This is a genomic window from Aedoeadaptatus coxii, from assembly GCF_001553115.1.
Taxonomy (GTDB): domain Bacteria; phylum Bacillota; class Clostridia; order Tissierellales; family Peptoniphilaceae; genus Aedoeadaptatus; species Aedoeadaptatus coxii.
Window position 1 is genome coordinate 38,874 of sequence record NZ_KQ960171.1, and the last position, 23,144, is coordinate 62,017.

Genomic DNA, 23,144 nt, shown 5'->3' on the forward strand with positions numbered 1-23,144 from the left:
GAGGAAGTATGAAGAATGAAAAATTAAAGATCAAAGATCTCGTTACCATCGGGATCTTTGCCGTTATCTATTTTATTGTAATGTTCGGCGTCGGCATGATGGGCATGATCCCTATTTTATTTTTAATCTACCCGACCATTCTCGGCATCGTCAGCGGCGTCATCGTCATGTTGTTTATGGCGAAAGAACAAAAACCTTGGGCGCTTTTTATCTTCGGAATGTTGACGCCCCTCGGAATGTTTGCCATGGGGCATACTTACGTGGTGCCTGTCCACGCATTGGTGATCATGTTGATTGCCGAATTTATTCGCCGAGGCGGAAATTATCGTTCCTTTAAATATAACGCCATCGCCTTTGGTATTTTTAACATGTGGATTTGCGGATCCCTTATGCAAATGCTTCTGGCAAAGGAAAAATACTTGGAAATGTGTGCCATGATGGGATCGGATTATACTCAAGCCCTTGAAAAACTTATCACCTACCCCCATATGGCCATAGTCTATGCAGGAGCTTTTATCGGCGGCATCGTCGGCGCGTGGATCGGCCGCGCCATGCTTAAAAAACACTTCATTAAGGCGGGCATTGCATAATGAATGGAACGGTAAGTGTTTCATTTAATCCAAACCCCATTACGAAATTCATCGTTACCATGCTCGTAAGCTTTACCGTATTACACCCCATCGGACTGTTTGCGTGGGGAGTTATGGTGTGGATCAGTTTGTTTTTTTGGTTGAGAGGATTAAAAAAAGAAGCAGTGCAAAGCTTTTTGGTTTTCGCTCTTCTTTATTTCCTGCCGAATTTTGAAGGCGCCATGGCCCTTCCCGGATTTTTAAAAATGTTTGTCGCCCTTTTAGTCGTGGTTAAAATGTTTTACCTGCCCTTTATGGCGGGGAAATACCTGATTCAAACATCCGATGTAGGCGATATTATAACCTCCATGGATACCGTTCATGTACCCAGGGCCATTACCATCCCCTTCGCCGTCATGTTTCGCTTTTTCCCCTCCTTTAAGGAAGAACATCACCACATTAAGCAGGCGATGAAAATACGAGGGATAACGTTGAAAAATCCTTTGCGCTACGGGGAATATGTAAGTGTTCCGTTGCTCATTTTATCGTCGACTATTGCCGACGATATTGCCATGGCGGCGGAAACGCGGGGAATCGGCATTGAGGGAGAGAAAACACGCTTTCGGGAAGTGAAACGGGGCGTCGTCGACCTCGTGTATTTTCTCGGCGTATTCGGTTTTGTATTGGGAGGCTGGTTATGCTCGAGATAAAACATTTATCCCTAACGTACGGCGAGGCCGAAAAAAGCTTACACGACATTACATTTTCTGTAGCAAACGGCGAATGCGTCTTGCTCACGGGGAAGAGCGGATCCGGTAAATCTTCCATTTTACGCGCCATTAACGGCATCGCCTCTTCTTACGACGGGGCATCTCTCGAAGGGGAGATACTGATCGACGGTCGAGCAGTCGAAAAAATGAGCATGGCCGATCTGTCCCAAATGATAGCCAGCGTGTTTCAAAATCCAAAGACCCATTTTTTCAATGTGGATACGACTTTGGAACTGGTATTTTATTTGGAGAACATAGGCCTTAGTCGCGAAAAAATGAAGGAGCGATTGGAGAAAATGCTCGCTCTTTTCCATATTCGGCATTTAATGGATCGTGATATTTTTAAATTATCCGGCGGTGAAAAACAAGTGTTGAGCATCGCCGCGGCTTATATAAGTGGTGCGCCCATTATCCTGCTCGACGAACCGTCGTCAAATTTAGATGAAAAGACGACCCGAATCTTACACGATATGCTTTATGTGCTAAAACGAGAAGGCATTACATTAGTGATTGCCGAACATCGGCTTTATTACCTTATGGATCTCGTGGACAGAGTATATCTTATGGAGAATGGAAAGCTGAAAACAACTTTTAACAAAAGTGCGTTTTTGGATCTTTCCGAAAAAGCGTTGTATACCCAAGGGTTACGTTCGACACGCTCTGTAGAATTAAAGGAAAAATCAGGGAATCATAACGGATCCGATCTCAACATTCACTGTTTACAGCACTTTTTTGAGGGATCGGTCAAAGGATTTTCCGTAGAAGGTATTGGCCTCGAAAAAGGAAAAGTTTACGGCATCGTCGGCACCAATGGCTGTGGAAAGTCCACATTCCTCAGAAGCCTTCTCGGCATCGAAAAGAGCGCGAAAGATGATATCGAGTTTAAAGGTGTAAAGATGCCAAAGCGTAAACGACTGGCACAATCCGCATTGGTTATGCAGGATGTGAACCATCAACTTTTCAGCGATACTGTGGCGGGGGAAGTCGTGCTCGGGCAAAAGACGATTGACGAGGAAAAGCGCGAACAAATATTGGATCGCTTAAACCTTTTGGATAAGAAAGAGCGCCATCCCATGAGTTTGTCCGGCGGCGAAAAGCAAAGGGTCGCCATCGCTTCGGTTTTATTAAGTGATAGGGAAATTATCGGCCTTGACGAGCCGACAAGTGGAATGGATTACGAAAACATGGTAAGTATTTCGGGACTAACGCGGTCGTTGGCAAAGGATGGAAGAATTTTAATCGTCGTTTCCCATGATACGGAATTTTTAAATCGTACGGCAGATGAGATCATCGACATGCGTTCTTTCGGAATTCAAAAGCATTGAACTAAAAAAGCAGGTTGCCCTTAGGGTCAGCCTGCTTTTTCTATTTTTTTATTGTATTTTGCTCTTTACATTGTCCGCTGCCATGTCTTTCGGCAAGAGGTAGGCGGAGGGGGCGTCTTTGTAAAAGATGTAATAAAATCCGCCGTCGCCTTCCATAACATAGCGAATGTCGTCGTAGGCAAATTCCACATCGCCGTCTTGGACGCCTTTTTCGTCGATGGTGGCGTGGTGATCGCCGATAGGCAGATCTTTTTTCATTTTTTTAATAAGCTGTTTTAGTTTTTTCTTCATGCTGCGATTAAAGAAAAACTGATACAAAAAGGGCCAAAGGACGAGGACGAGTCCGAGGGGCAGTAATCCCTTCAGTTCTTTTCCCGTAGCGTAATAAAAAATGGCGATGGCGATAAACACGACAATGGGCATGGCCATTTGAATGTACATGGTGCGTTTCGCCGTTGGGTTTGCCTTAAACATATGCCATTGGTAGTGAAAGTAATCTTCTTCTGTAATGGTAAATTTTTTCTTCATAGTGCCTCCTTCCTTGATTGTACTGAACTTAGAGGCGTTAAACAAGAAAAATAAAAGTCAAAAATAGACAAGTATCTTCCGCGGTGATAGACTGTTTTTAAGTTATATGATTCCCTGGGAAATAGGGTACGGACTTAACAGAATGAAGGAAATGAGGGGAATGTTTTGGCTTTTGTAGAATTTATCGAATCGACAAAGACCTACGGCAGCGGCGCGGCGAAAACCGTGGCCAATGATCGGATCTCTTTTACCATTGAAGAGGGAGAATTTGTCGCCATTGTAGGCCCTTCCGGCGCGGGGAAGTCGACGATTTTAAATATTTTAGGTGGTATGGACACGAATGATTCCGGAAAGGTGATGGTAGACGGAAAGGATATCGCCGCCATGACGGAGAAGGAACTTACCACCTATCGCCGCAACGATGTGGGCTTTGTGTTTCAATTTTATAATTTGATTCCCAATTTAACGGCGCTGGAAAATGTGGAGCTCGCCAATGCCATCGTGGACGACGCCATGGATGCGGAGGAGGTTTTGGATCAGGTGGGCCTCGGCGAGCGGAAGAATCACTTTCCCTCTCAACTTTCGGGAGGCGAGCAACAACGGGTGGCCATCGCCCGCGCCCTCGGGAAGAATCCCAAGCTTTTGCTTTGCGACGAGCCCACCGGCGCCTTGGATTTTAAAACCGGCAAGCGCGTGCTCAAGCTGTTGGAAACGAGCGCGCGAAAGCACGATCAGACGCTGATCGTCATTACCCACAATCGCGCCATTGCCGAAGCGGCGGATCGGGTCATCGAAATTAACGACGCCAAGGTGCGGGATATTTACGTCAACGAACATCCCAAGACCATAGATGAAATCGAGTGGTAATATGACGCCGAGACAAAAAGATTTTATACGGGAAATGACGGGGCACAAAATGCGCTTCGCCTCGCTTTTGGCGCTGATCGCCATCGGCGTGTTTGTCCTCGTGGGGCTGACGGTGACGGGGCCCATTATGCGCCGCACCATTCAAAAGACCCTGGCGGAGGCAAATCATTACGATCTAAAGCTTGATGTGGCGGAAGGTTTGGAAGATGAGGATTTGGAGCGGCTTAACGCTTTAGACGGGGTGGCGGCAAAGGAATATTTCCATACCGCCTATTTAACGAGCCGGCATCACGAGACGATTTATATTTCCTCTATGCCGAAACACATGAGTTTTCCTGATATTACCGAGGGTCGTGGGCCGAAAGCGGTGGATGAAATTTTATTGGATTGCCGAATGAAGGGCAAGTATGCCATCGGCGACACCATCGACTTTGAGCGGGAAGAAAATCCCTTCGATAAGGATGCCAAACCCGTGTTCAATCGCTACTCTTATCGGGTAACGGGTTTTGCAAGAAGTATTTTATTTTTAGACGACGAGCAAAAAGGTACGACACCGAGAGGCGACACCATCGACGGCTTCGGATTTGTATTGCCTTTGGCTTTTCGCGATCCTACGATTACACAGGCTCAGTTCCAGTTTGAGGATTTAAAGGGCCTGCCCGTTTACAGCGACGACTATGCCCGATTAAATGAGCGACACAAAGAGGGCTTTAAGGCTATTTTCAGCGATCGCCCGGAAGAGCGACTGGAAAAGCGAATCACCGATATTCGCGGCGACATTCGCGACGGCGAAGAGGACATTCGCGACGGCTACCGCAAACTGGACGACGGCTGGAATGCCATTTTAGACGGGGAAGCGAACTGGGCTCGCGGCGAACGCGAGTTTTTAAAGGGTAAGGCCGATTTTAAGAAAGGCATGGCCCGGGGAGAGGCGACCCTTAGCGAATCCAAGCGGAAGCTGGACATGGCGCGAAACAGTATTTTGTTTCAGGAAAATCGTTTAAGCGCCGGTGAAAAGGCGTTGCTCGACGGAGAAAATGCCATTGCCGCCGGCATTATCGACGGCATGGCGGGAAAAGACGAAGCCCTCGCCGGTATTCAAACGGCGGACGAGGCCATGAAAAAGATTCTCGACGAGGAGAAGGCTATCGGAGAGGCGAAGGCTCGTTTGGAACGGGGAGAAGCTCCCGCCCTTCGAAACATTCCCGAGCTTCCTTATTCGGATCGGGAAATTGCCGATGCTAAAAGCGAACTTTCCGCCATCGACAATCGCAAGGCCGCTCTGCGAAAGAGCGCCGTGGATGAACAAAAAGAGGTGGCGACCATAAGGGATCGCTACGACGACGCCTTGGCAAATGTGAAAAAGACAGGCGATGACGAAGAATCGATTCGCGAAAAAATAAAATCCATAGACGATCGTCTCGCCTCTTTAGGGGAGGGGAGTGAACGCTCGGCTTTAGAAAAGGAAAAGGCCGAGTTGGAAAATACCCTAAGCTCGCCGAGCTACCTGAAGGCGAAAAAGGAAGCGGATCGCCTGAAAAATGAAGGGGACAGGGCGAAAGAAGCCCTCGCCAAAAAACAAAGCACCCTCCTCGCCGACAATAAGCGCAGACGAGAACTGGCGTCCATGATCGCTGTGCAAAATGCCGCCAAAGAGGCCCGTAAAAAAGCCTTGGATCAAAAGGAGCGGGAACAACAAAACGGGGCAGCACGGGAAGAGGAAAAACTCGCCCGCGCCAAGGCGGAACTGGCCGCTCGGGAAAAGGAAGTGGCGGAGCAAAAGAAAAAGGCCCTCGCGGTCAAGGCGAAGGGTGAAGAGGCCCTTCAAAAACTGGACGCGAGTAAGCGGGATTTGGCATTGGCGGAAGCGGATCTCAAAAACAAAAAGCGCGAGCTCGCAGCGGGCAGCGCCGAGATTGCGGCGGCAAAAGTTAAATTAACCGAAGGGGAAAGGGAGTACCGAAAGGGAAAGGACACCCTGGACGGCAAACGAGCGGAAGGGGAAGCCAAGCTGGATCGCGCGGCGGCGGAACTTTACGAAGGCCGAGCGAATTTAGATGAAGCCCGCGCCGAATACGCCGCGGAAAAACCCGACGCCTTAAAGGATTTAAAAGACGGGGAAGAAGACGTGGCGAGAGCAAAGGATATTCTCACCATTATTGAAAAGCCCGTTTACGAACTGACTCCCATCGATCAGGAAGACATTACCTATACGTTTATCGATTACGGCTACCGAATCGATCAGCTGTCCATGGTATTTCCCGTGTTCCTCTTTGCCATCGCCCTTCTGTTGGCATCTACGGTCATGAACCGCATGGTGGATGAAGAACGTATCCTCATCGGCACGTACAAAGCCTTGGGCTATTCCGACGGCGCCATCGCGTGGAAATATGTTATGTTCGGCACTCTGGCCGCGCTATTGGGCGGCATCCCCGGCGGCATACTGGGGAACTTTATATTGAGCGGCGTCATCGCCGAAGCCTATTTAAGCGGCGCCGCCATTTCGGGCCTCGCCATGGCGTGGTACCCCTGGCACATTTTATTTTCCGTGGTCCTCGGCATGTTGGCGACAGGCTTCATCGCCTGGATCAGCGTGCGGAAAAGTCTGCGCCAAAAAACGGCGACACTCCTTTTGCCCAAGCCTCCCGCCAAGGGCACGCGGATTTTGTTGGAGCGGATCACGCCTCTGTGGAAGCGGCTGAGTTTCTTCCAAAAAGTGACGGCGCGCAATCTCTTCCGAGACAAAAAGCGCATGGCCATGACCGTCGTCGGCGTCATGGGGTGTGTGGCGCTCTTGGTTTTGGGATTCGGCATTCGCACCTCCGTCGACGGGCTGGTCAACAAGCAATTTAAAGAAATCGATCGCTACGATTACATGGTGCGCTTCGAGCCTGCCATCGACCGGAAAGATCACGAAGAATATTTAAAAACCCTGAAAAACGACAAAAATATTCGCACCGCCGTGGCCGGTCATATGGAAACGCTCCACGTGGCTTTCGATAAAGGGCTGGATCAACGTGTGATGATGATCGTGCCGAAGGAAAGCGCAGCCCTCAGGAAAGTCGTCAATTTAAGGGATCGCAAGAGCGGCAAACCTATCGACCTTACAAAGGGCGCCGTCATTACGGAAAAGCTCGCCGAAATCAAAGGCATTAAGCCCGGCGATAGCCTCGTCGTAAACGATGAAGACGACAGAGAATACAAGATTCCCGTGGCGAGCATCGCCGAAGGTTATGCAGGCCATTATCTTTACATGGATAAGAAAGATTACGAAGAGATCTTCCACAAAAAGTACGAAGATAATATGGACTACCTGGCCACCGGCGGCAAAGATGTCTCCCGCTACAAAGATTTCGATTCCGTCGTCGCCCTGATCGACACCAACACGATGACGGAGCGGGTCGATCACGTGGCATCGCATATTAATTTTATCGTCATGGTGATATTGGCGGCATCGTCCACTCTCGCCGTCGTCGTGCTCTCCACGTTGACGACGATTAATATAGAAGAAAGGCGACGGGAAATTTCCACCATCCGTGTCTTGGGCTTTTACCCGAAAGAGGTGACCCGTTATATTTACAGAGAGACGGCCGCCCTTACCGTCGTGGGGATTATCCTCGGCTTCTTTGTAGGGAAAGGGCTCCATGGCCTGGTGATTCGCGTCGTCGTTCCCGATTTCGCCATGTTGGATCCCTCTCTCGGAATCATGAATTATCTTCTTCCCGCCGTGATTACCGTGGTCATTTCCACGTTGCTCATGGTTTGGTTCCACGGAAGATTGCAAAAAATCGACATGGTGGAAGCGTTGAAGAGTGTGGAATAATTTGACCGAAGGATAAAAAAGTGATAACATAGATTAGATAGAAAAAGGGCCGCGTGTGCCCTTTTTCATTTGTCAAAAATTTACAGGAGGTGACCAATGAAAGAAAATAGAATGGGCTACGAGCCGATTCCCAAGCTTTTGACGAGCATTTCGCTCCCCATCGCTTTATCTATGCTCGTGCAGGCCCTCTATAATATCGTCGACAGCATTTGGGTTTCCCGCGTGGGCGAAAGCGCCCTGGCGGCGGTGAGCGTGGCATTTCCCATGCAAATGCTCATTAATGCGTTTTCTATCGGCATCGGGGTGGGGATGAATGCTCTTTTAAGTCGTCACTTGGGCGAAAAAAACCATCGTGCCGCTAATCTTTGTGCCCAACACGGTCTCCTGCTCAATATGATCGTCGGCATTTTATTTGCCGTTTTCGGTACGCTGTCGGCGCCGAAACTTATCGCCATGCAGACGAGCGATCCCGGCATTATTGCAGACGGCGTGCGCTACTTAAACATCTGCTTTATTTTCAGCATCGGACTGTGCGGCCAGATTTGTATGGAACGGCTGCTGCAATCCACCGGTCGCGCCGTCTACAGTATGTATACGCAACTTTTCGGCGCGGGGCTGAACATCGTGCTGGATCCCTTCTTTATTTTCGGCATCGGCTTTTTCCCGGAAATGGGCGTAGCAGGGGCGGCGGTGGCCACGGTAACGAGCCAAATATTAGCGTTTATCTTCGGCCTTTATTTAAATTTTGCGAAGAACAAAGAGCTGAATCTTCTGCAAGATCATTTCCATGTGAACGGAGAGATCATTAAAGGCATTCTCGCCGTCGGAATTCCCTCGGCCATTATGATATCTGTCAACTCCGTGTCCGTCTTTGCCATTAACGCCATCCTCGCCGTCTTCGGCGCCACCGCCGTGGTGGCCTTGGGGATTTACTTCAAGGTCAACAGCTTCGTGTTTATGCCCATCTTCGGTATGAACAACGGACTCGTGCCCATTATCGCCTTTAATTACGGGGCGGGGCATCGCGACAGAATTTACGAGGTCATTAAGCTCGCCTATAAAGCGGCTCTGATTTTTATGACGGGAGGCTTTTTACTTTTCCAACTCTTCCCGGCGCAAATTATGGGCTTCTTCGATCCCTCGCCGGAACTTTTAGCCATCGGCGTTACGGCCTTTAGAATCACGTCTATTTCCTTTATTTTCGCGGCAGTGAGCGTTATCAGCTCCGGGATTTTCCAATCCTTCGGCAACGGAACCCTCAGTATGATCGTCAATTTAGTGCGTCAACTGATTTTAATCATCCCTCTGGCCTACCTCTTTTCAAAAACCGGCGTCCTCGCCTATGTGTGGTTCGCCTATCCCATAGCGGAATTGGTGGCCATGATCATCGCCATTTTCTTTATGAAGAAAATTGACGACAGCAAGATCAAACCTATGCTCTCTTTAGACGACGAATAAACTCATCGAAAGATGGGTTTATTTTTTTATGAATTATAGAAAAACACAATAGACTTATTTTATAAATAATACATTGTAGGAAAACGCATGGAAGCCTTGAAATTGTACTAAAAGTTTATGAAATGGGAATTTTGGCGTCCTTGACTGAAATAAAGGGGATTGCTATAATTCAAATGAGGTTGAATAGCCATAATCCAACAGAAAACGATTTTCTCCGAGATTTTTGTGGTTTCGGGGGATACAAGATCTATGAAGGAGTGTAGATATGGGAAGACAGTTCAAGTTTTTTCTAAAGCAAGGTGTCGGCGCACCGCCGGTAACATGTGTTAAAAAAGGTGACAAAGTTAAACGCGGTCAAGTTATTGCCGATTACGAACCTGAAAAATTGAGTGTGCCCTTGCACACCTCCGTTTCCGGTACTGTAACCGACGTTCAAGAAGATTACATCATCGTCGAAGCGGAAGGCAATCCCAGCGTTAACGACGATTACGTAAAACTCGAGCCGGGCAAAGATGATGCTGAAACCGTCCGCAAGGCAGGCATCCTCGGCATGGGCGGCGCAGGCTTCCCCGCTTATGTCAAAATGAACACCAAGCTCGAAGGCAATGATGGATATATCCTTTGTAACGCCGCAGAATGCGAGCCCATCCTCGATCACAACATGACCCAAATCATGGAAGAAACCGATGCGCTCATTAGCGGTATGCAAATCGCTATGAAATCCACCGGTGCTACCAAAGGTATTATCGGCATTAAGCTTAAACATAAAGACGAAATCAAACACATCAACGGCATTTTAAAGGAAAAAGGAATCAAAGATATTCGCATCCTTCCCTTGAGAAACATTTATCCCGTTGGTGAAGAACGTGCACTCGTTCGCGACACCGTCAACAAACTGCTTCCCCCGGGCGCGCTTCCTGCTGAAGCAAACTGTGTCGTATTTAATATCGAAACCCTTTGCTGCATCCACCATGCCGTTAAGGATTTAAAACCCTGTATCGATAAATACGTTACCGTCGCAGGTAAATTTAAGAAATTCACCGAAAAGGGACAAAAAGAAGTTATTCACATTCCCTACGGCATGATGATCGACGACCTTATCGAAGACTTCGGCGGTCTCGACGAACCCGTTGGCGAAATCTTAATCGGCGGACCCTACACCGGTCGCCGCAACAAAGAAGGCAGCTCGATTTACAAATTATACGGCGGCGTAACCGCTACTGAACCTTTCCAAGCTGCAAAAGGCCCCATGGGCATTATCCAATGTGCTTGCGGTCCGGCTAAGGAAAGACTTTATGAAATCGCTCAATCCTTAGGTCAAGAACCTATCGATTACCGCGTATGTAAAAATGCCGTCGAACAAAAGAACGGCACTTACAAATGTAAAGATCCCGGAAACTGCCCCGGCCAAGCTGAACACGTTCTCGCATTCAAAAAACAAGGTTGCGAATCTGTTCTTATCGGCCACTGCACCGACTGCTCCAACACTGTCATGGCATCGGCTCCCAAGGCAGGTCTGGAAGTAAACCACGCTACGGATACGGCACTTCGTACCATGGGTATGCCGCTTATCCGTAAATTCGACGAAAACGCCCTATAAACCAAAGATTGGGGGTAAATTATGGGCATCGGTCCATCGACAAAAGAAACCAGCTTACACCATTTCAGAGATCCCATTGTGGAACTCTTAGGTGAAGACACGGACATCGATTTTCAAGGTGTCGTCCTCGTCGGCACACCCCAAGATAATTCGGACAAATACTTTGTAGGCACCCGCGCCGCATCCTGGATTGAAGGCATGCGCACCGACGGCGTGATCCTTTCGGCAGACGGCTGGGGCAACTCCCACGTCGACTTTGCCAACACCTGGGAAGAACTCGGCAAACGTGGCATCCCCACTGTCGGCGTTACGTTCCAAGGAAAACAAGCTTCCTTCGTCGTAAAGAATAAATACATGACAACCCTCGTCGATATTAATAAATCGGAACAGGGCATCGAGACGGAAGTCGTCGGTGAAAACAATGTAGACCTTATGGACGCGAGAAAAGCTATTGCCCTTTTGAAACTGAAAGTTCGAAAAGAAGGCAGAAAATAAAAATGAAGAACCTGATCTTATGGTCAGGTTCTTTTTTTGTGGAAACTTTTATAAAACGAAGGTGTTGACGGCAACAAAAAACGCCCTCCGGGGGCGTCTTGATTTTTTCATTTTTATTTTTTAGAGAATAGTTTCCGAAGAATGAGGACAGCCAAAATGGCAAAGACGATAAGGGCAAGAAAGCCGACGATAGGAGCTGTAGCGCACATTTCCATAAAGCACCTCCGATAAAAGAACAGTTATCTTACTTTCATTATAAAAATGAGGGGGTACTTGTCAAGTAAAAGGTTTACGCCTTCACTCGAACTCCGTCTTTAAAGAGGGTGTAGCCCATTTCGTCCATTTTATCCAGAATATCCACGGCGTATTTTCTCGACGTGTCGATGGCATTTCTAAAATCGGCGAGTTTTAATGCGCCGTCTTTTTCGATCATATCCATAGCAAGGGCCACGGCCTTGTCGAAGTAATCTTTGTGAATGCGGCCGTTGGCCAGGGTCACCAGAGTGCCCGATTCGGTCATAAATTTCAGGATCTGATCGTATTTTTTGCCTACGCGTTTGAAATCGTCATCGTTTGCAAATTCAAAGCCGGCGTTTAAAGCGATTTTTTCCGCCGCATCCCATTGTTTTTCCTGCTCCGGCGTCAAGGTGGCGGTAAAGCCCGTTTCTTCCACGCGCAGACCGTGGTCTACTAATTTACGCATGGCGAAGAAAAGTTGAATGAAGCCGTCGGTAAGGCGATCGTCGTCCAAGTGTTCCACCTGTGCTAATTGATGGCGCAGGGATTGCTTGGGCATGCCCGTTTCCAAGGGAAAATCCTCGTGGTAGCGGGCGAGAATATTTTGCACGCTTAAAAATGCGCCGTCCACCGTGTCCTTGTGTACGGTGACGCCTTCGATCAGGGGAATGGCCACGCCTTCTTTTTGAAGCGCGCCTAAAGCGTCGGCGAAGCGAGTCGGCGTAAAGCCCAAGCGATGGGCGAGGGCTTCGTCGGAATCGTAGCGGTAGCGGTTTTCGGCGAGGGCCATGGCGAGGATCGTTGTATCGTCGCCGGTTTCTTTTTTGGCGAGCTCTTCGACGACGGCGGGATCCCGACGCTTGTGGCGTTTCGGTTTCACTTCCAGCACTTTGCCGCCGGCCATGGATTCCACCGGGGAGAAAAAGCGCAAGACGAAGGGATCGTCTTTTCGAAGTGGAATGGCCTCTTCAAAGCGAAGCTGGCCGTAGCCTTTTTCTTCGGGGTGGAGTTCGTCGTTTCCGAAGAGGATCACCCGCGCGATCACTTCGCCGCTTCCGTAATTTACGTGGACGCGGGAAGAATTCAGCAGGATTTTTTCCGTGGACTGGAACATGGTAATGGAAACGTCCACCTGCTCCGTAAGGGGAAGGGCGTTTGGCGGCGCGAGAACGTCGCCGATGGCGATGTCTTCTTTTTTCAGGGTCACATTGAGGGCGACCCGCTGACCGCCATAGGCGGCGTCCGCTTCTTTGGAGTGCACCTGAATGCTTCTTACCGTCGTTTCTTTTAACGAAGGATAGAGGGATAGGACGTCGCCTTTTTCGATGGAGCCTTCTACCAACGTACCCGTTACCACCGTGCCGTGGCCTGCAATGGTAAAGACCCGGTCCACGGGAAGGCGCGCCAAGGATTTATCACGCGGAGGCCCGTCGATGGTTTCCGCCATATCTAAAATGGTCGTGCGCAATTTTTCGATGTTGTCGCCGGTGTAAGCGGACACGGGAATCATGGGGGCGTCTTCTAAAAAGCTGCCCTTTACCATTGCCTTTACTTCTTCTTCCACCATGGGGACGAATTCGGGATCCACGAGGTCGGTTTTCGTAATGACGACAATGCCCTTATCGGAACCGAGGGCTTTGACGATTTCAAAGTGTTCCCGCGTTTGGGGCATAATGCCTTCTTCCGCAGAGACGAGAAGGAGTACCAAGTCCACGCCGCCGATGCCTGTGAGCATGTTGTGGACGAATTTTTCGTGGCCGGGCACGTCGATAATGCCGATGTCGATATTGCGGTCGTTTTCCAGTGTGCTGTAGCCGGGGTTAATGGTAATGCCCCGCTTTTGTTCTTCCTTCAGCGTATCTAAATCGACGCCGGTAAGGGCTTTTAGGAGGGTGGTCTTTCCGTGATCCACGTGGCCCGCCGTGCCGACGATGACATTTTTCATAGTATCACCTCATATAATCGAAGGCATCGACGATGATGTTTGCGTCGCCTTCTTGCAGCGTCCGGGGATCCAAGAGCAAATGATCCTTGGCGATGCGCCCGATAATGGCGGGTTCGTGCATTCTGAGGGCGTGTTCCAATTGGGAGGCGGAGCAGTTTTTATCCTCCACGCTTACGACGTAAGTATCCAGGGTTTCGCCGGGGCAGGAGCCGCCGCCGATTTGGCTCTTATCTTCTACGACCTCTGCAGCATAGCCCAATCGAATCAATTCGTATTTCAAAGCCTCCGCTTCTTTTTTAATATCTTCCAGAGGTTTGGTAATCATGGCGAGGGTGGGAATTTCCTTACGCGCCGCCTTGGGATTGCGATAGGATTCCAAAGTGGCTTCGAGGGCGGCAAAACTCATTTTATCCATGCGCACTACCCGCGCCAGAGGATGGCGCTTCATGCGATCGATGTATTCCTTTTTGCCGATGGCGATGCCCGCTTGGGGGCCGCCTAAAAGTTTGTCGCCGCTAAAGAGGACGAGGTCGGCGCCGGATGCCAAGGCTTCCCGTACGGTAGGTTCGTAGATGCCCACGTCGGAAAGGGAATCCATTAGGCCGCTTCCCAAATCGTAAACTAAGGGAAGATCGTGTGCGTCGGCGATTTTTTTTAATTCTTCCAGTTCCACCTCTTGAGTGAAGCCCACCACTTTAAAATTGCTGGTGTGGACTTTTAACAGCACGTCGGCCTCTTCCGATGAAGCTGCCTTTTCGTAATCTCTCGGGTGTACTTTATTGGTGGTGCCGATTTCTTTTAAACGGGCGCCGGAAAGCTCGATAATTTCGGGGATGCGGAAAGAGCCTCCGATTTCCACAAGTTCTCCGCGGCTCACGACTACGTCGCCACCGTTTGTAAGTGCGCTAATGGCGAGGAGCACGGCCGATGCATTGTTGTTCACCACCATGGCGTCTTCCGCACCTGTAATATCGCGGACGAGACCGTTTAAAATATCGTGGCGACTTCCCCGGCGGCCTTCGTCGATGGCATATTCCAAATTGGCGTAAGAGGGGGTGAGTTTTTCCACGCGCTCTAACGCCTTGCGGCTCAAGAGGGAACGGCCCAAATTCGTATGCAAAATGACGCCGGTTGCGTTAATCACCGGGCGCAAATTCGGCGTCATTTGATCGTTTATGTTGCTGTAAATGCGATTTTGAATTTCTTCTAAAGAAGCGAGGGCTTCTAAAGGCGCCTCATCCTCCGCCGCCAAAATATCGCGGCGCACCGAATCGATGGCGTCGCGCACGGCATCTTTCAGCGCCACGGCGTCCATATTTTCCGCCTTCAGACTCTCCAGTACGTCGTTAACCTGGGGGAGTCTGCGCAGGTAATGTGATTTTTCCTTCATTGATATAGTCATTTCGATTCCACCTTGTCGTGAATGTATTTTCTAAAGGCCTGTGCCGGTAAGGACAAGACCGTATTCTTATTCCATACCATATAAAAATCTCGGCTCATATTCAACTCTTTAATTTTAAAAATTAAATAATTGCGAGCTTCATAATTTTCGTAGGCGGATATTTTTGAAATAACGGAAATGCCCAAGCCGTATTCCACACACTTTTTAATGGATTCGATATGGGTTAAAAGGGCGCTCATTCCCCATTGATAACTGGAATAGCCCAGCTTTTCCACTTCTTTTTCAAATTGACGACGGGTGGCGGAACCTTCTTCCCGCCAAATAAAATTCTCGCCGATAATTTCCTTAATGCTGATCGTTTTATCTTTATGATACATGGCCAGGTATTTTTCATTTTTCGGACAGATTAAAACCAGGGGATCGGTGAGGACTTTTTCCGACCCCAAAGCGGCGTTGGGTTTCTTTCCTAAAAAGCCGATGTCGCCTTGGCCTGCGAGCAAATTGTTTTCAACAATATCGCTGTCCGATTGGTCGATAAAAAAGCGGACGAAGGGATTTTCTTCCCGAAACTCCAACAAATGGCTCGGAAGCCAAGATTCTCCGATTACGGAAGACACTTGCATGGAAAGCACGCCGGCAATATCTTCCCGCATGTCTTTCTTAACTTCCCGGAGGGCTTCGTCGCGAATATTCATAAGCTCCACGGCATAACTGTATAATTTCTTGCCGTCTTCAGTGAGCACAGCCTCGCCACGGTTGCGATTAAGCAAAATCACGCCCAACTCCTTTTCGAGACTGATCACGTGGGCGGAAATAGTGGGCTGTGTTAAAAAAGCGGCGTCCGCGGCGCGGGAAAAGCTTTTATACTTCACCACATTTACAAAAGCATTGATTTGTTTGAAATCCATAAGTCCTCCTGGTTAGCAATAGCGAAAAAACAATGTGAAAAATCCTGACGTACTATGTAAAGATAATGTATCTATATTTTAACATAGAAAGCTAAGCAAATTGACGAATAGATACATAATATAAGAAAAGAAATCATATAGGCGAAATCAATAAGAGCCAATGGACAGAGACCATTATAATGACTAAATACAGACGGCGACAAGGGAGAGAATAAAAAAGTGAAAAAATAGGGAGTATAGGGTTTTCGAATACGACTCCTTTACGAATAGAAAATATTTATCCTAAGAAATGGATTTGACCAAAAAATTTAAAGTTGATATAATTCTAATGTAAGAATAAATGGCGTTATGGAAACTGCCGCGCCCTTTGTTTCAAATCGAATGAACGATTCCACAATCATTAGGAGGTTATTATGTCCATTACAAAAGAAACCGCATTACAACATAAAGACGATCCGGCCGTAACATGCTGTCGTTTTGAAGCCGGCGAACTCGTCGAAGCTTCCATTTTGGAAGACCCGGCCATTTTCGCTGACTTGGAAGATTCCGGTCTCCTCGAAATCACCGACGACACCTTAACCATCGGCCAAGTACTCGGCGCAAAACTTAAAGAAACCGTCGACTCCTTAACTCCCTTAACCAAAGATCTTTTGGAAGACATTCCCGAAACACCTCTCGGCGAAGAAGGAGAAGAAGAGGAAGAAGCAGAGGCAGCTGCAGGCGAAGCCCAATTCGAAACCGTGCCCGTAGCTCAAGGAGCGGCACCTGTGGTAACAGGCTATGCAACCCTTAAAATTGCAAAAGGCGAAAACATCGAAATCTCTTTCCCGGTTTACGGTTAAATCGATTGTGCCCTCGGCGTTTTTTATGAATAGTATTTAATACAATAGATCGATTCGAAGAGCCTATTTATTTATCTATAGATCATTTTAATAAGATATAGAGAAAAATGCCAGGCTATCGACGTTATCAATATAAAAACTCCTTAGATAGAAAATGCTTTTTTTGGGAAAAAATATTATCTATCAAACGTTGAGAAACAAACGTTATAAATGGGACAAAAGGAAAACTCGGGAAAAGGAAGCGACCTCATTTCCCGTTTTTTCATTTCGAAAAACGAATGCTCCAAAAATTTTTGGGATTAGCGGACAAATTTGACCTCATTTTCATCTGTTGATATAATTATGTCACAACGATGAGTCAGTCGGCTCCGATCATACTCAGTCGTTAAAAAAGGATGGAAATTGTTCGATCCGATAGAGATATGATGCGTCGTATCTCGATTAGCAAAAAAGGAGGAAGAATATGTCTATTACCAAAGAAACGGCAATGCAGCACTTAAATGATCCTGCTGTAACCTGTTGCCGATTCGAAGCCGGTGAACTCGTAGAACCTTCTATCTTAGAAGATCCCGCGATTTTCGGCGACCTTCAAGACACAGGTTTGTTGGAAATCACCGACGAAACCCTCACTATCGGCCAAGTTATTGGTGCGAAACTTAAGGAAACGGTTGATTCTTTAACCCCCTTAACGAAAGATTTAGTAGAAGACCTTCCCGAAGTACCCCTCGGCGAAGAACCCGCAGAAGAAGTAGCTGAAGCAGCTCCCCAAGCAGCTCCTGCAGTAGCAGAAGCTCCCGCAGCCGTAGCAGCACCTTCCGTAGCAGGCTATGCTAACATAAAAATCGCTAAGGGCGAAAACATCGAAATCAGCTTCCCCGTTGTTGGCGGTGCCGGCGTAGGTGCAGGCGCTCAAGCAGCAGCTGTAGCAGCAGGCGCTCAAGCTCCCGCAGCACTTGGAAAAGATGAATTCGTTGAAGGTGAAACTCACGAAATCCGTCACTTAAGAAAAGACTACTACACCATCGAAAAAGTAGAACGCGGTCCCGAAACCAAAATCGAAGGCACCACACTCTACATTCGCGAAGGTATCGAACAAGAAGTTATCGATTCTCAAGAACTCGTTAAAGACTTCAAGATCGACATCATCACCCCGGATCGTTACGATGAATACTCCGAAACCATCATGGACGTTCAACCGATCGCTACCAAAGAAGAAGGCGAATTAGGTTCCGGCGTTACTCGTGTACTCGACGGCGTTATTATGATGCTGACCGGTACCGACGAAGGTGGCGTTCAAATCGGTGAATTCGGTTCTTCCGAAGGTGAAATGGATAGAAACATTTTATTCAACCGTCCCGGTAGCCCGGACATGGGTGAAACCTTCATTAAATGCGAAGTAACCATTCAAGCAAAGACCAACATGGAACGTCGTGGACCCATGTCTGCTCACCACGCTGCAGACCACTTAAACCAAGAAATCCGCGATGCATTGAAAGAACTCGAAGCAACTCCCGTTCGCTCCGAAGAATTCTCTCACGTTCGCAAAGAAGGCCGTAAAAAAGTTCTCCTTATTAAGGAAATCATGGGTCAAGGCGCAATGCACGACAACTTATTGCTCCCCGTCGAACCCTGCGGCTGGTTAGGCGGACACCCCAACGTCGACTTAGGTAACCTTCCGATCATGCTTTCTCCCCTCGAAATTCTCGACGGCGGCGTTCACGCATTGACCTGCATCGGACCGGCATCTAAAGAAATGTCCAGACACTACTTCAGAGAACCCTTGGTACTCGAAGCATTGGCTGATGACGAAATCGACGTAGTAGGCGTATTGCTCGTTGGTTCTCCCCAAGCAAACACCGAAAAATTCTATGTATCCAAACGTCTCGGTATGACCGTTGAAGCTATCAACCCCGACGGTGTTATTATCACCACCGAAGGTTTCGGTAACAACCACATCGACTTCGGTTCTCACCACGAACAAGTCGGTTTGCGTGGCATCCCCGTTGTCGGCATGAGTTTCTGTGCTGTACAAGGTGCTCTCGTAACCGGTAACGAATACATGGTAGCTATGGTCGACAACAACAAGTCCAGACAAGGTATTGAAAACGAAATTCTCGAAAACAACACCCTCTGTCAAGAAGACGCAATCCGCGCTTTGGCTATGTTGAAGAACCAAATGGCAGGCGAAGAAATCAAAGCTCCGGAACGTAAATGGAACCCGAACGTTAAGCTCAACAACATTGACTTAATCAAGGAACAAACCGGTCGCGAATTCGACCTTGTAGAAAACGAAACCAGCTTGAAGATGAGCAAGAAACGTCGCGAAATTTACGAAAAGGACGAAGCAGGAGAAGAATAATTCATGGATAGGCTCAAATATATTTCGACGGAACAATATGTCGAAGGCATTATCGTCAATCTAACCGATGTTTCGGTAACCATCGACTTTAAGGGCAGAATGGGACAATTAAAAGTTCCCATGCGCAACATCATTTCCGAATATCCCCTTGAAGAGGGAATGGAAGTTGGTATGTTAATGACTATTCCCGAAGTCATCAATGACGAAGTCAATGAGGGGTATAAACGAAATATCGAGCTTAGGCGTGAAAGAGGTCTTCTGGACTGAGTTTGTTTAAGGAGGAAAAAGAATGAAGCTTACAACCGTAAAAGGCTTGCAATCTGAAATCTTCGTTCCCATTACCCCGGATCCTGTATGGACCCCGGTAACCAAGGAATTGAAAGATATGCGAGTCGCTATTGCGAGTGCTGCGGGTATTCACTTAGTTAGCCAAGAACGGTTTAACTTAGCAGGTGACACGACTTATCGTGAAATCCCCGGTGACGCACAAGACGAAGATTTAATGGTATCCCACGGTGGTTACGATAACTCGGACGTTAACAAAGACATCAACTGCATGTTCCCCATCGACCGTTTGAGAGAACTTGCAGATGAAGGATTTATTAAAGAAGTAGCACCTTTCCACTACGGATTCATGGGCGGCGGTGGCGACCAAGACGCCTTTACGCACAAAACCGGTCCGGAAATTGCTCAAAAACTTAAAGATGAGGATGTAGATGCAGTTATCCTCACCGGTGGCTGAGGTACCTGTCACCGCACCGCGACAATTGTTCAACGTGCGATAGAGGAATCGGGTATTCCTACCATCTTGATCGCTGCATTACCTCCGGTTGTCCGTCAAAACGGATCTCCGCGTGCCGTTGCTCCTCGTGTACCGATGGGCGCTAACGCAGGTGAACCTCACAACGTCGAAATGCAAACAGGCATTTTGAAGGCAACCTTAGAAGAGCTCGTGAAAATTCCAAGCGCAGGCAAAATTGTTCCCCTGCCCTTCGAATATATCGCTCACGTATAAAATAACTGTTGGAGGGATAGAATGGAAGACATTCAAAAACGTCGCTTAGTGATCCGCGCTTTCCACGCAGATGAGGTTGAATTCGGCAATAAACCCGCTATGGTAGACGGCAAACTTACAGTAGTAGACCATGCCGAAAATACTAGCGATCTCGTCGTGAAATCGACAGTCGAAATCTTACAACCCCATGAACACGATGTGGAAGTCAACAGCATCATGGACGTTATCCCTATCTCAACCAAGGTACTTGGCAGATTAGGTGAGGGTGTAACACACACCCTTACCGGCTGCTATGTTGTACTGACAGGTGTCGATGAAGACGGCCGTCAAATCGGTGAATTCGGTTCATCGGAAGGTAACTTACAGGAACAACTTTATCTCGGTAGAAGAGGTACCCCGGGGGAAGACGATGTGATCATTCATATCGATGTCCTCGTTAAAGGCGGTCAACCCTTTAGCCGTGAGCTTGCCAATGCGGCATTCCAAGTTGCCGAAGATTACATTCAACCTATACGTAAGATGATGAAAGAATTAAACGGAGCAAAAGCTACCGAATCTCACGATTATTACGATATCGAGAGAAAAGGCGGCATGAAGGTCGTGCTGTTGAAACAAATTGCCGGCCAAGGTGCCATGTACGATAATATGATCTTCCCCTCGGAGCCCTCCGGCTTTGATGGACTCTCCATTATCGACATGTACAATATGCCCGTTTATTTAACACCGAATGAATATCGCGACGGTGCCATTCGCGCACTTGTATAACTAAATAATTAATAAGGATGCCGAGATCTTCGTCGATTTATTATCAGGATTATGGTATGATACCTATTGAGGGAGACCTCGGTTCTTTATCCTTATTTATATTTCTTTTCATATTCCTGGGAGCAGATAGGTGTCTGGTGTGCCTCGCGGTCTTCAAAACCGTCGTGAGGAGTTCGAAGCTTCTTGGGTGGGTTCGATTCCCACATGTTCCCGCCATTTATACATAAATGGTCGACGGGTTTATGTTCTGAAATGGGAAAATGTTTTTATAGTATTAAGGAGGATCACAATGAAATTTTCTAGAAGCATCCACGCCGTTGACTCTCATACCGCCGGCGAAGCTACACGTGTCGTTATTGGCGGCATCCCTAACATTCCGGGAAAAAGTATGCCCGAAAAGAAACAATACCTCGAAGATAATCTAGACTACTTGCGTACCGCCATTATGTTAGAACCCCGCGGACACAATGACATGTTCGGATCTATCCTTACCCAACCGACAAATGATGAAGCTGACTACGGTATCATCTTCATGGATGGTGGCGGATACCTTAACATGTGCGGTCACGGTACCATCGGTGCAATGTCTGTTGCTGTTGAAACCGGCATCATTCCCTGCGAAGAACCCGTTACCAAAGTTGTTCAAGAAGCTCCTGCAGGCATTATCCGCGGCGAAGTAGAAGTTGAAGACGGTCACGCTAAAAAAGTTACCTTCACCAACGTTCCCGCATTCCTTTACAAAGAAGACCAAGAAGTTGAACTTCCCGGCTACGGCAAGATCAAATTCGACATCTCCTTCGGCGGCAGCTTCTTCGCTATCGTAAAAGTTGACCAAATCGGCGTTACCATCGAACCGGAAAACGCACAAGTTCTTAACAAACTTGGTATGCAACTTCGCGATATCATCAATAAAGAAATCAAAGTTCAACACCCCGAACTTCCCCATATTCACACCGTCGACCTTATCGAATGGTGGTCCGAAACCGATACACCGGGCGCAACCCTTAGAAACTGCGTCGTATTCGGTCAAGGCCAAGTGGACAGATCGCCCTGTGGAACCGGTACCAGTGCTAAAATGGCTACCCTTTACAAAAAAGGCGAACTTAAAGTTGGCGAAGAATTCGTTTACGAATCCATCCTCGGAACTTTATTCTACGGCAAGATCCTTGAAGAAGCTAAAGTCGGCGATTTAGATGCCGTCATTCCTCAAATTTCAGGTTCCGCTTGGATCACAGGTTTCAACCACTTTGTAATCGACGAAACAGACCCTGTAAAACACGGTTTCATTCTCGGATAAGTTCCATTAGATAGGAGTAGCAAATGATTGTAACACTACTTTTAGGAGTATTGGGTGCCCTCACCCTTTACTTCCTATTCTTCTTCGTTAAAGACGTTGCCGCTAACAAAGAAGTTATGGCACAAGAACAAGCCAGCTGGGTTAAATCTGGTTTCATCGGCGCATTTGTAAATTTCTTCGATACATTGGGTATCGGAAGTTTCGCACCTCTTACCGCTTTACTCGACTTCTTTAAGCAATTAGACCACGACCGTTTACTTCCCGGTACTTTAAACGTATCCTGTACCATCCCCGTTATGACGGAAGCATTTATCTTTATTAAATCGGTTGAAGTAGACCCGGTAACCTTGTTTGCCATGGTAGCCGCTGCAACCGTAGGTTCCTTCGTAGGATCGAGAACCGTATCCAAGCTTCCCGAAAAGAAAGTTCAATTCTACATGGGTCTTGCACTTCTCGTAACGGCAGCTCTTATGCTCTTAAGACAATTCGGTGCATTAGATGCTCTCGGAACCGGTAACGAAGCTGTTGCATTAACAGGCATCAAACTTATCATCGCCGTCGTTATCAACTTCTTCCTCGGCGCATTAATGACCATCGGTGTCGGCCTTTACGCTCCCTGTATGGCACTTGTCTACATGCTCGGTTTAAACCCCTTGGTTGCATTCCCGATCATGATGGCATCCTGCGCAGGCTTAATGCCCGTAGCCAGTGCTGAATTTATTAAAGCAGGCGTTTACGCTCGTAAATCCAGTATCGCTATTTCCATCGGCGGTATCGTCGGCGTATTCATCGCAGCTAAATTCGTAACAGGCTTACCCATGAACGTTCTTACGATTATTATTACCGCTGTTGTAATCTACACGGCTGTAACCTATATCCGTAAGTCCAAAGCAGCTGCATAAACAGCAAACGAAAGCAGGTCCATAAGACCTGCTTTTT

The 23,144-nt window shown here is 47.8% G+C and carries 19 protein-coding genes and 1 tRNA gene; 16 read left to right on the plus strand and 4 right to left on the minus strand.

The window, feature by feature from the left end; all coding sequences use genetic code 11:
• Window positions 1–8: 8 nt before the first annotated feature.
• The 3 genes from HMPREF1863_RS02290 to HMPREF1863_RS02300 are packed head-to-tail and all read left to right on the plus strand — an operon-like array spanning window position 9 to window position 2,664.
• Complete coding sequence (locus tag HMPREF1863_RS02290) at window positions 9–590, plus strand: MptD family putative ECF transporter S component (RefSeq protein ID WP_068367028.1); 582 nt, start codon at window positions 9–11, stop codon at window positions 588–590.
• Window positions 590–1,279 (plus strand): energy-coupling factor transporter transmembrane component T, encoded by a 690-nt coding sequence (locus tag HMPREF1863_RS02295; RefSeq protein ID WP_068367029.1) that lies wholly within the window; start codon window positions 590–592, stop codon window positions 1,277–1,279. The genes HMPREF1863_RS02290 and HMPREF1863_RS02295 overlap by 1 nt, the downstream gene beginning before the upstream one ends.
• Window positions 1,267–2,664: an ABC transporter ATP-binding protein gene (locus HMPREF1863_RS02300; protein WP_068367030.1), complete on the plus strand. Its 1,398-nt coding sequence runs from the start codon at window positions 1,267–1,269 to the stop codon at window positions 2,662–2,664. Before HMPREF1863_RS02295 ends, HMPREF1863_RS02300 begins: the two co-directional genes overlap by 13 nt.
• Before the next feature lie 48 nt (window positions 2,665–2,712).
• On the opposite strand, the gene HMPREF1863_RS02305 is transcribed toward HMPREF1863_RS02300, so the two are convergent.
• Entirely contained in the window at window positions 2,713–3,192 is a 480-nt protein-coding gene (locus HMPREF1863_RS02305; RefSeq protein WP_068367031.1) for a hypothetical protein, read from the minus strand.
• A 165-nt stretch (window positions 3,193–3,357) separates the two neighbouring features.
• Here HMPREF1863_RS02305 and HMPREF1863_RS02310 point away from each other — a divergent pair, with 165 nt between their 5' ends.
• The 5 genes from HMPREF1863_RS02310 to HMPREF1863_RS02330 all read left to right on the plus strand — a co-directional run bounded on the left by HMPREF1863_RS02310 (window position 3,358) and on the right by HMPREF1863_RS02330 (window position 11,435).
• A complete protein-coding gene (locus HMPREF1863_RS02310; RefSeq protein ID WP_068367032.1) occupies window positions 3,358–4,059 on the plus strand; it encodes an ABC transporter ATP-binding protein in 702 nt (233 codons plus the stop codon).
• The gene (locus HMPREF1863_RS02315; RefSeq protein ID WP_157065066.1) at window positions 4,043–7,882 is read left to right on the plus strand and encodes an FtsX-like permease family protein; all 3,840 of its coding nucleotides are present in this window, start codon (window positions 4,043–4,045) and stop codon (window positions 7,880–7,882) included. The genes HMPREF1863_RS02310 and HMPREF1863_RS02315 overlap by 17 nt, the downstream gene beginning before the upstream one ends.
• 96 nt (window positions 7,883–7,978) lie before the next feature.
• A complete protein-coding gene (locus tag HMPREF1863_RS02320) occupies window positions 7,979–9,340 on the plus strand; it encodes an MATE family efflux transporter (RefSeq protein ID WP_068367038.1) in 1,362 nt (453 codons plus the stop codon).
• A 265-nt stretch (window positions 9,341–9,605) separates the two neighbouring features.
• Window positions 9,606–10,940 carry a proline reductase-associated electron transfer protein PrdC gene (prdC, locus tag HMPREF1863_RS02325; protein ID WP_068367040.1) on the plus strand — a complete coding sequence of 445 codons (1,335 nt, stop codon included), beginning with the start codon at window positions 9,606–9,608 and terminating at the stop codon, window positions 10,938–10,940.
• Between the two features lie 21 nt (window positions 10,941–10,961).
• A complete protein-coding gene (locus HMPREF1863_RS02330; protein ID WP_068367041.1) occupies window positions 10,962–11,435 on the plus strand; it encodes a glycine/sarcosine/betaine reductase component B subunit in 474 nt (157 codons plus the stop codon).
• 289 nt (window positions 11,436–11,724) lie between these two features.
• Here the strand turns inward: HMPREF1863_RS02330 and selB are convergent, their stop codons facing one another.
• From selB to HMPREF1863_RS02345, 3 genes are read right to left on the minus strand one after another with little or no spacing between them, the layout of a single operon-like run.
• Complete coding sequence (gene selB / locus HMPREF1863_RS02335) at window positions 11,725–13,617, minus strand: selenocysteine-specific translation elongation factor (RefSeq protein ID WP_068367042.1); 1,893 nt, start codon at window positions 13,615–13,617, stop codon at window positions 11,725–11,727.
• A 4-nt stretch (window positions 13,618–13,621) separates the two neighbouring features.
• Complete coding sequence (gene selA, locus HMPREF1863_RS02340) at window positions 13,622–15,019, minus strand: L-seryl-tRNA(Sec) selenium transferase (protein ID WP_198142699.1); 1,398 nt, start codon at window positions 15,017–15,019, stop codon at window positions 13,622–13,624.
• Window positions 15,016–15,927, minus strand: a complete 912-nt coding sequence (locus HMPREF1863_RS02345; RefSeq protein ID WP_068367045.1) for a selenium metabolism-associated LysR family transcriptional regulator — start codon at window positions 15,925–15,927, stop codon at window positions 15,016–15,018. Before HMPREF1863_RS02345 ends, selA begins: the two co-directional genes overlap by 4 nt.
• Before the next feature lie 413 nt (window positions 15,928–16,340).
• Between HMPREF1863_RS02345 and HMPREF1863_RS02350 the strand changes: the two genes are divergently transcribed.
• From HMPREF1863_RS02350 to HMPREF1863_RS02385, 8 genes are all read left to right on the plus strand, one after another.
• Window positions 16,341–16,769 carry a hypothetical protein gene (locus tag HMPREF1863_RS02350; protein ID WP_068367046.1) on the plus strand — a complete coding sequence of 143 codons (429 nt, stop codon included), beginning with the start codon at window positions 16,341–16,343 and terminating at the stop codon, window positions 16,767–16,769.
• A gap of 463 nt (window positions 16,770–17,232) precedes the next feature.
• Entirely contained in the window at window positions 17,233–19,128 is a 1,896-nt protein-coding gene (gene prdA, locus HMPREF1863_RS02355) for a D-proline reductase (dithiol) proprotein PrdA (protein WP_068367047.1), read from the plus strand.
• 3 nt (window positions 19,129–19,131) lie between these two features.
• Entirely contained in the window at window positions 19,132–19,395 is a 264-nt protein-coding gene (locus HMPREF1863_RS02360) for a CBO2463/CBO2479 domain-containing protein (protein WP_068367048.1), read from the plus strand.
• A 22-nt stretch (window positions 19,396–19,417) separates the two neighbouring features.
• Complete coding sequence (prdB, locus tag HMPREF1863_RS09390) at window positions 19,418–20,143, plus strand: D-proline reductase (dithiol) protein PrdB (protein WP_083508477.1); 726 nt, start codon at window positions 19,418–19,420, stop codon at window positions 20,141–20,143.
• 21 nt (window positions 20,144–20,164) lie between these two features.
• Window positions 20,165–20,908 carry a proline reductase cluster protein PrdD gene (gene prdD, locus HMPREF1863_RS02375; protein ID WP_068367054.1) on the plus strand — a complete coding sequence of 248 codons (744 nt, stop codon included), beginning with the start codon at window positions 20,165–20,167 and terminating at the stop codon, window positions 20,906–20,908.
• A gap of 118 nt (window positions 20,909–21,026) precedes the next feature.
• Window positions 21,027–21,124: transfer RNA gene (locus HMPREF1863_RS09040), tRNA-Sec, on the plus strand.
• Window positions 21,125–21,197: 73 nt separating this feature from the next.
• Entirely contained in the window at window positions 21,198–22,205 is a 1,008-nt protein-coding gene (locus tag HMPREF1863_RS02380) for a proline racemase (RefSeq protein ID WP_068367056.1), read from the plus strand.
• 23 nt (window positions 22,206–22,228) lie between these two features.
• On the plus strand, window positions 22,229–23,107 hold the full coding sequence (locus HMPREF1863_RS02385; RefSeq protein ID WP_198142701.1) for a sulfite exporter TauE/SafE family protein: 879 nt from the start codon (window positions 22,229–22,231) through the stop codon (window positions 23,105–23,107).
• The last annotated feature ends 37 nt before the right edge of the window (window positions 23,108–23,144 follow it).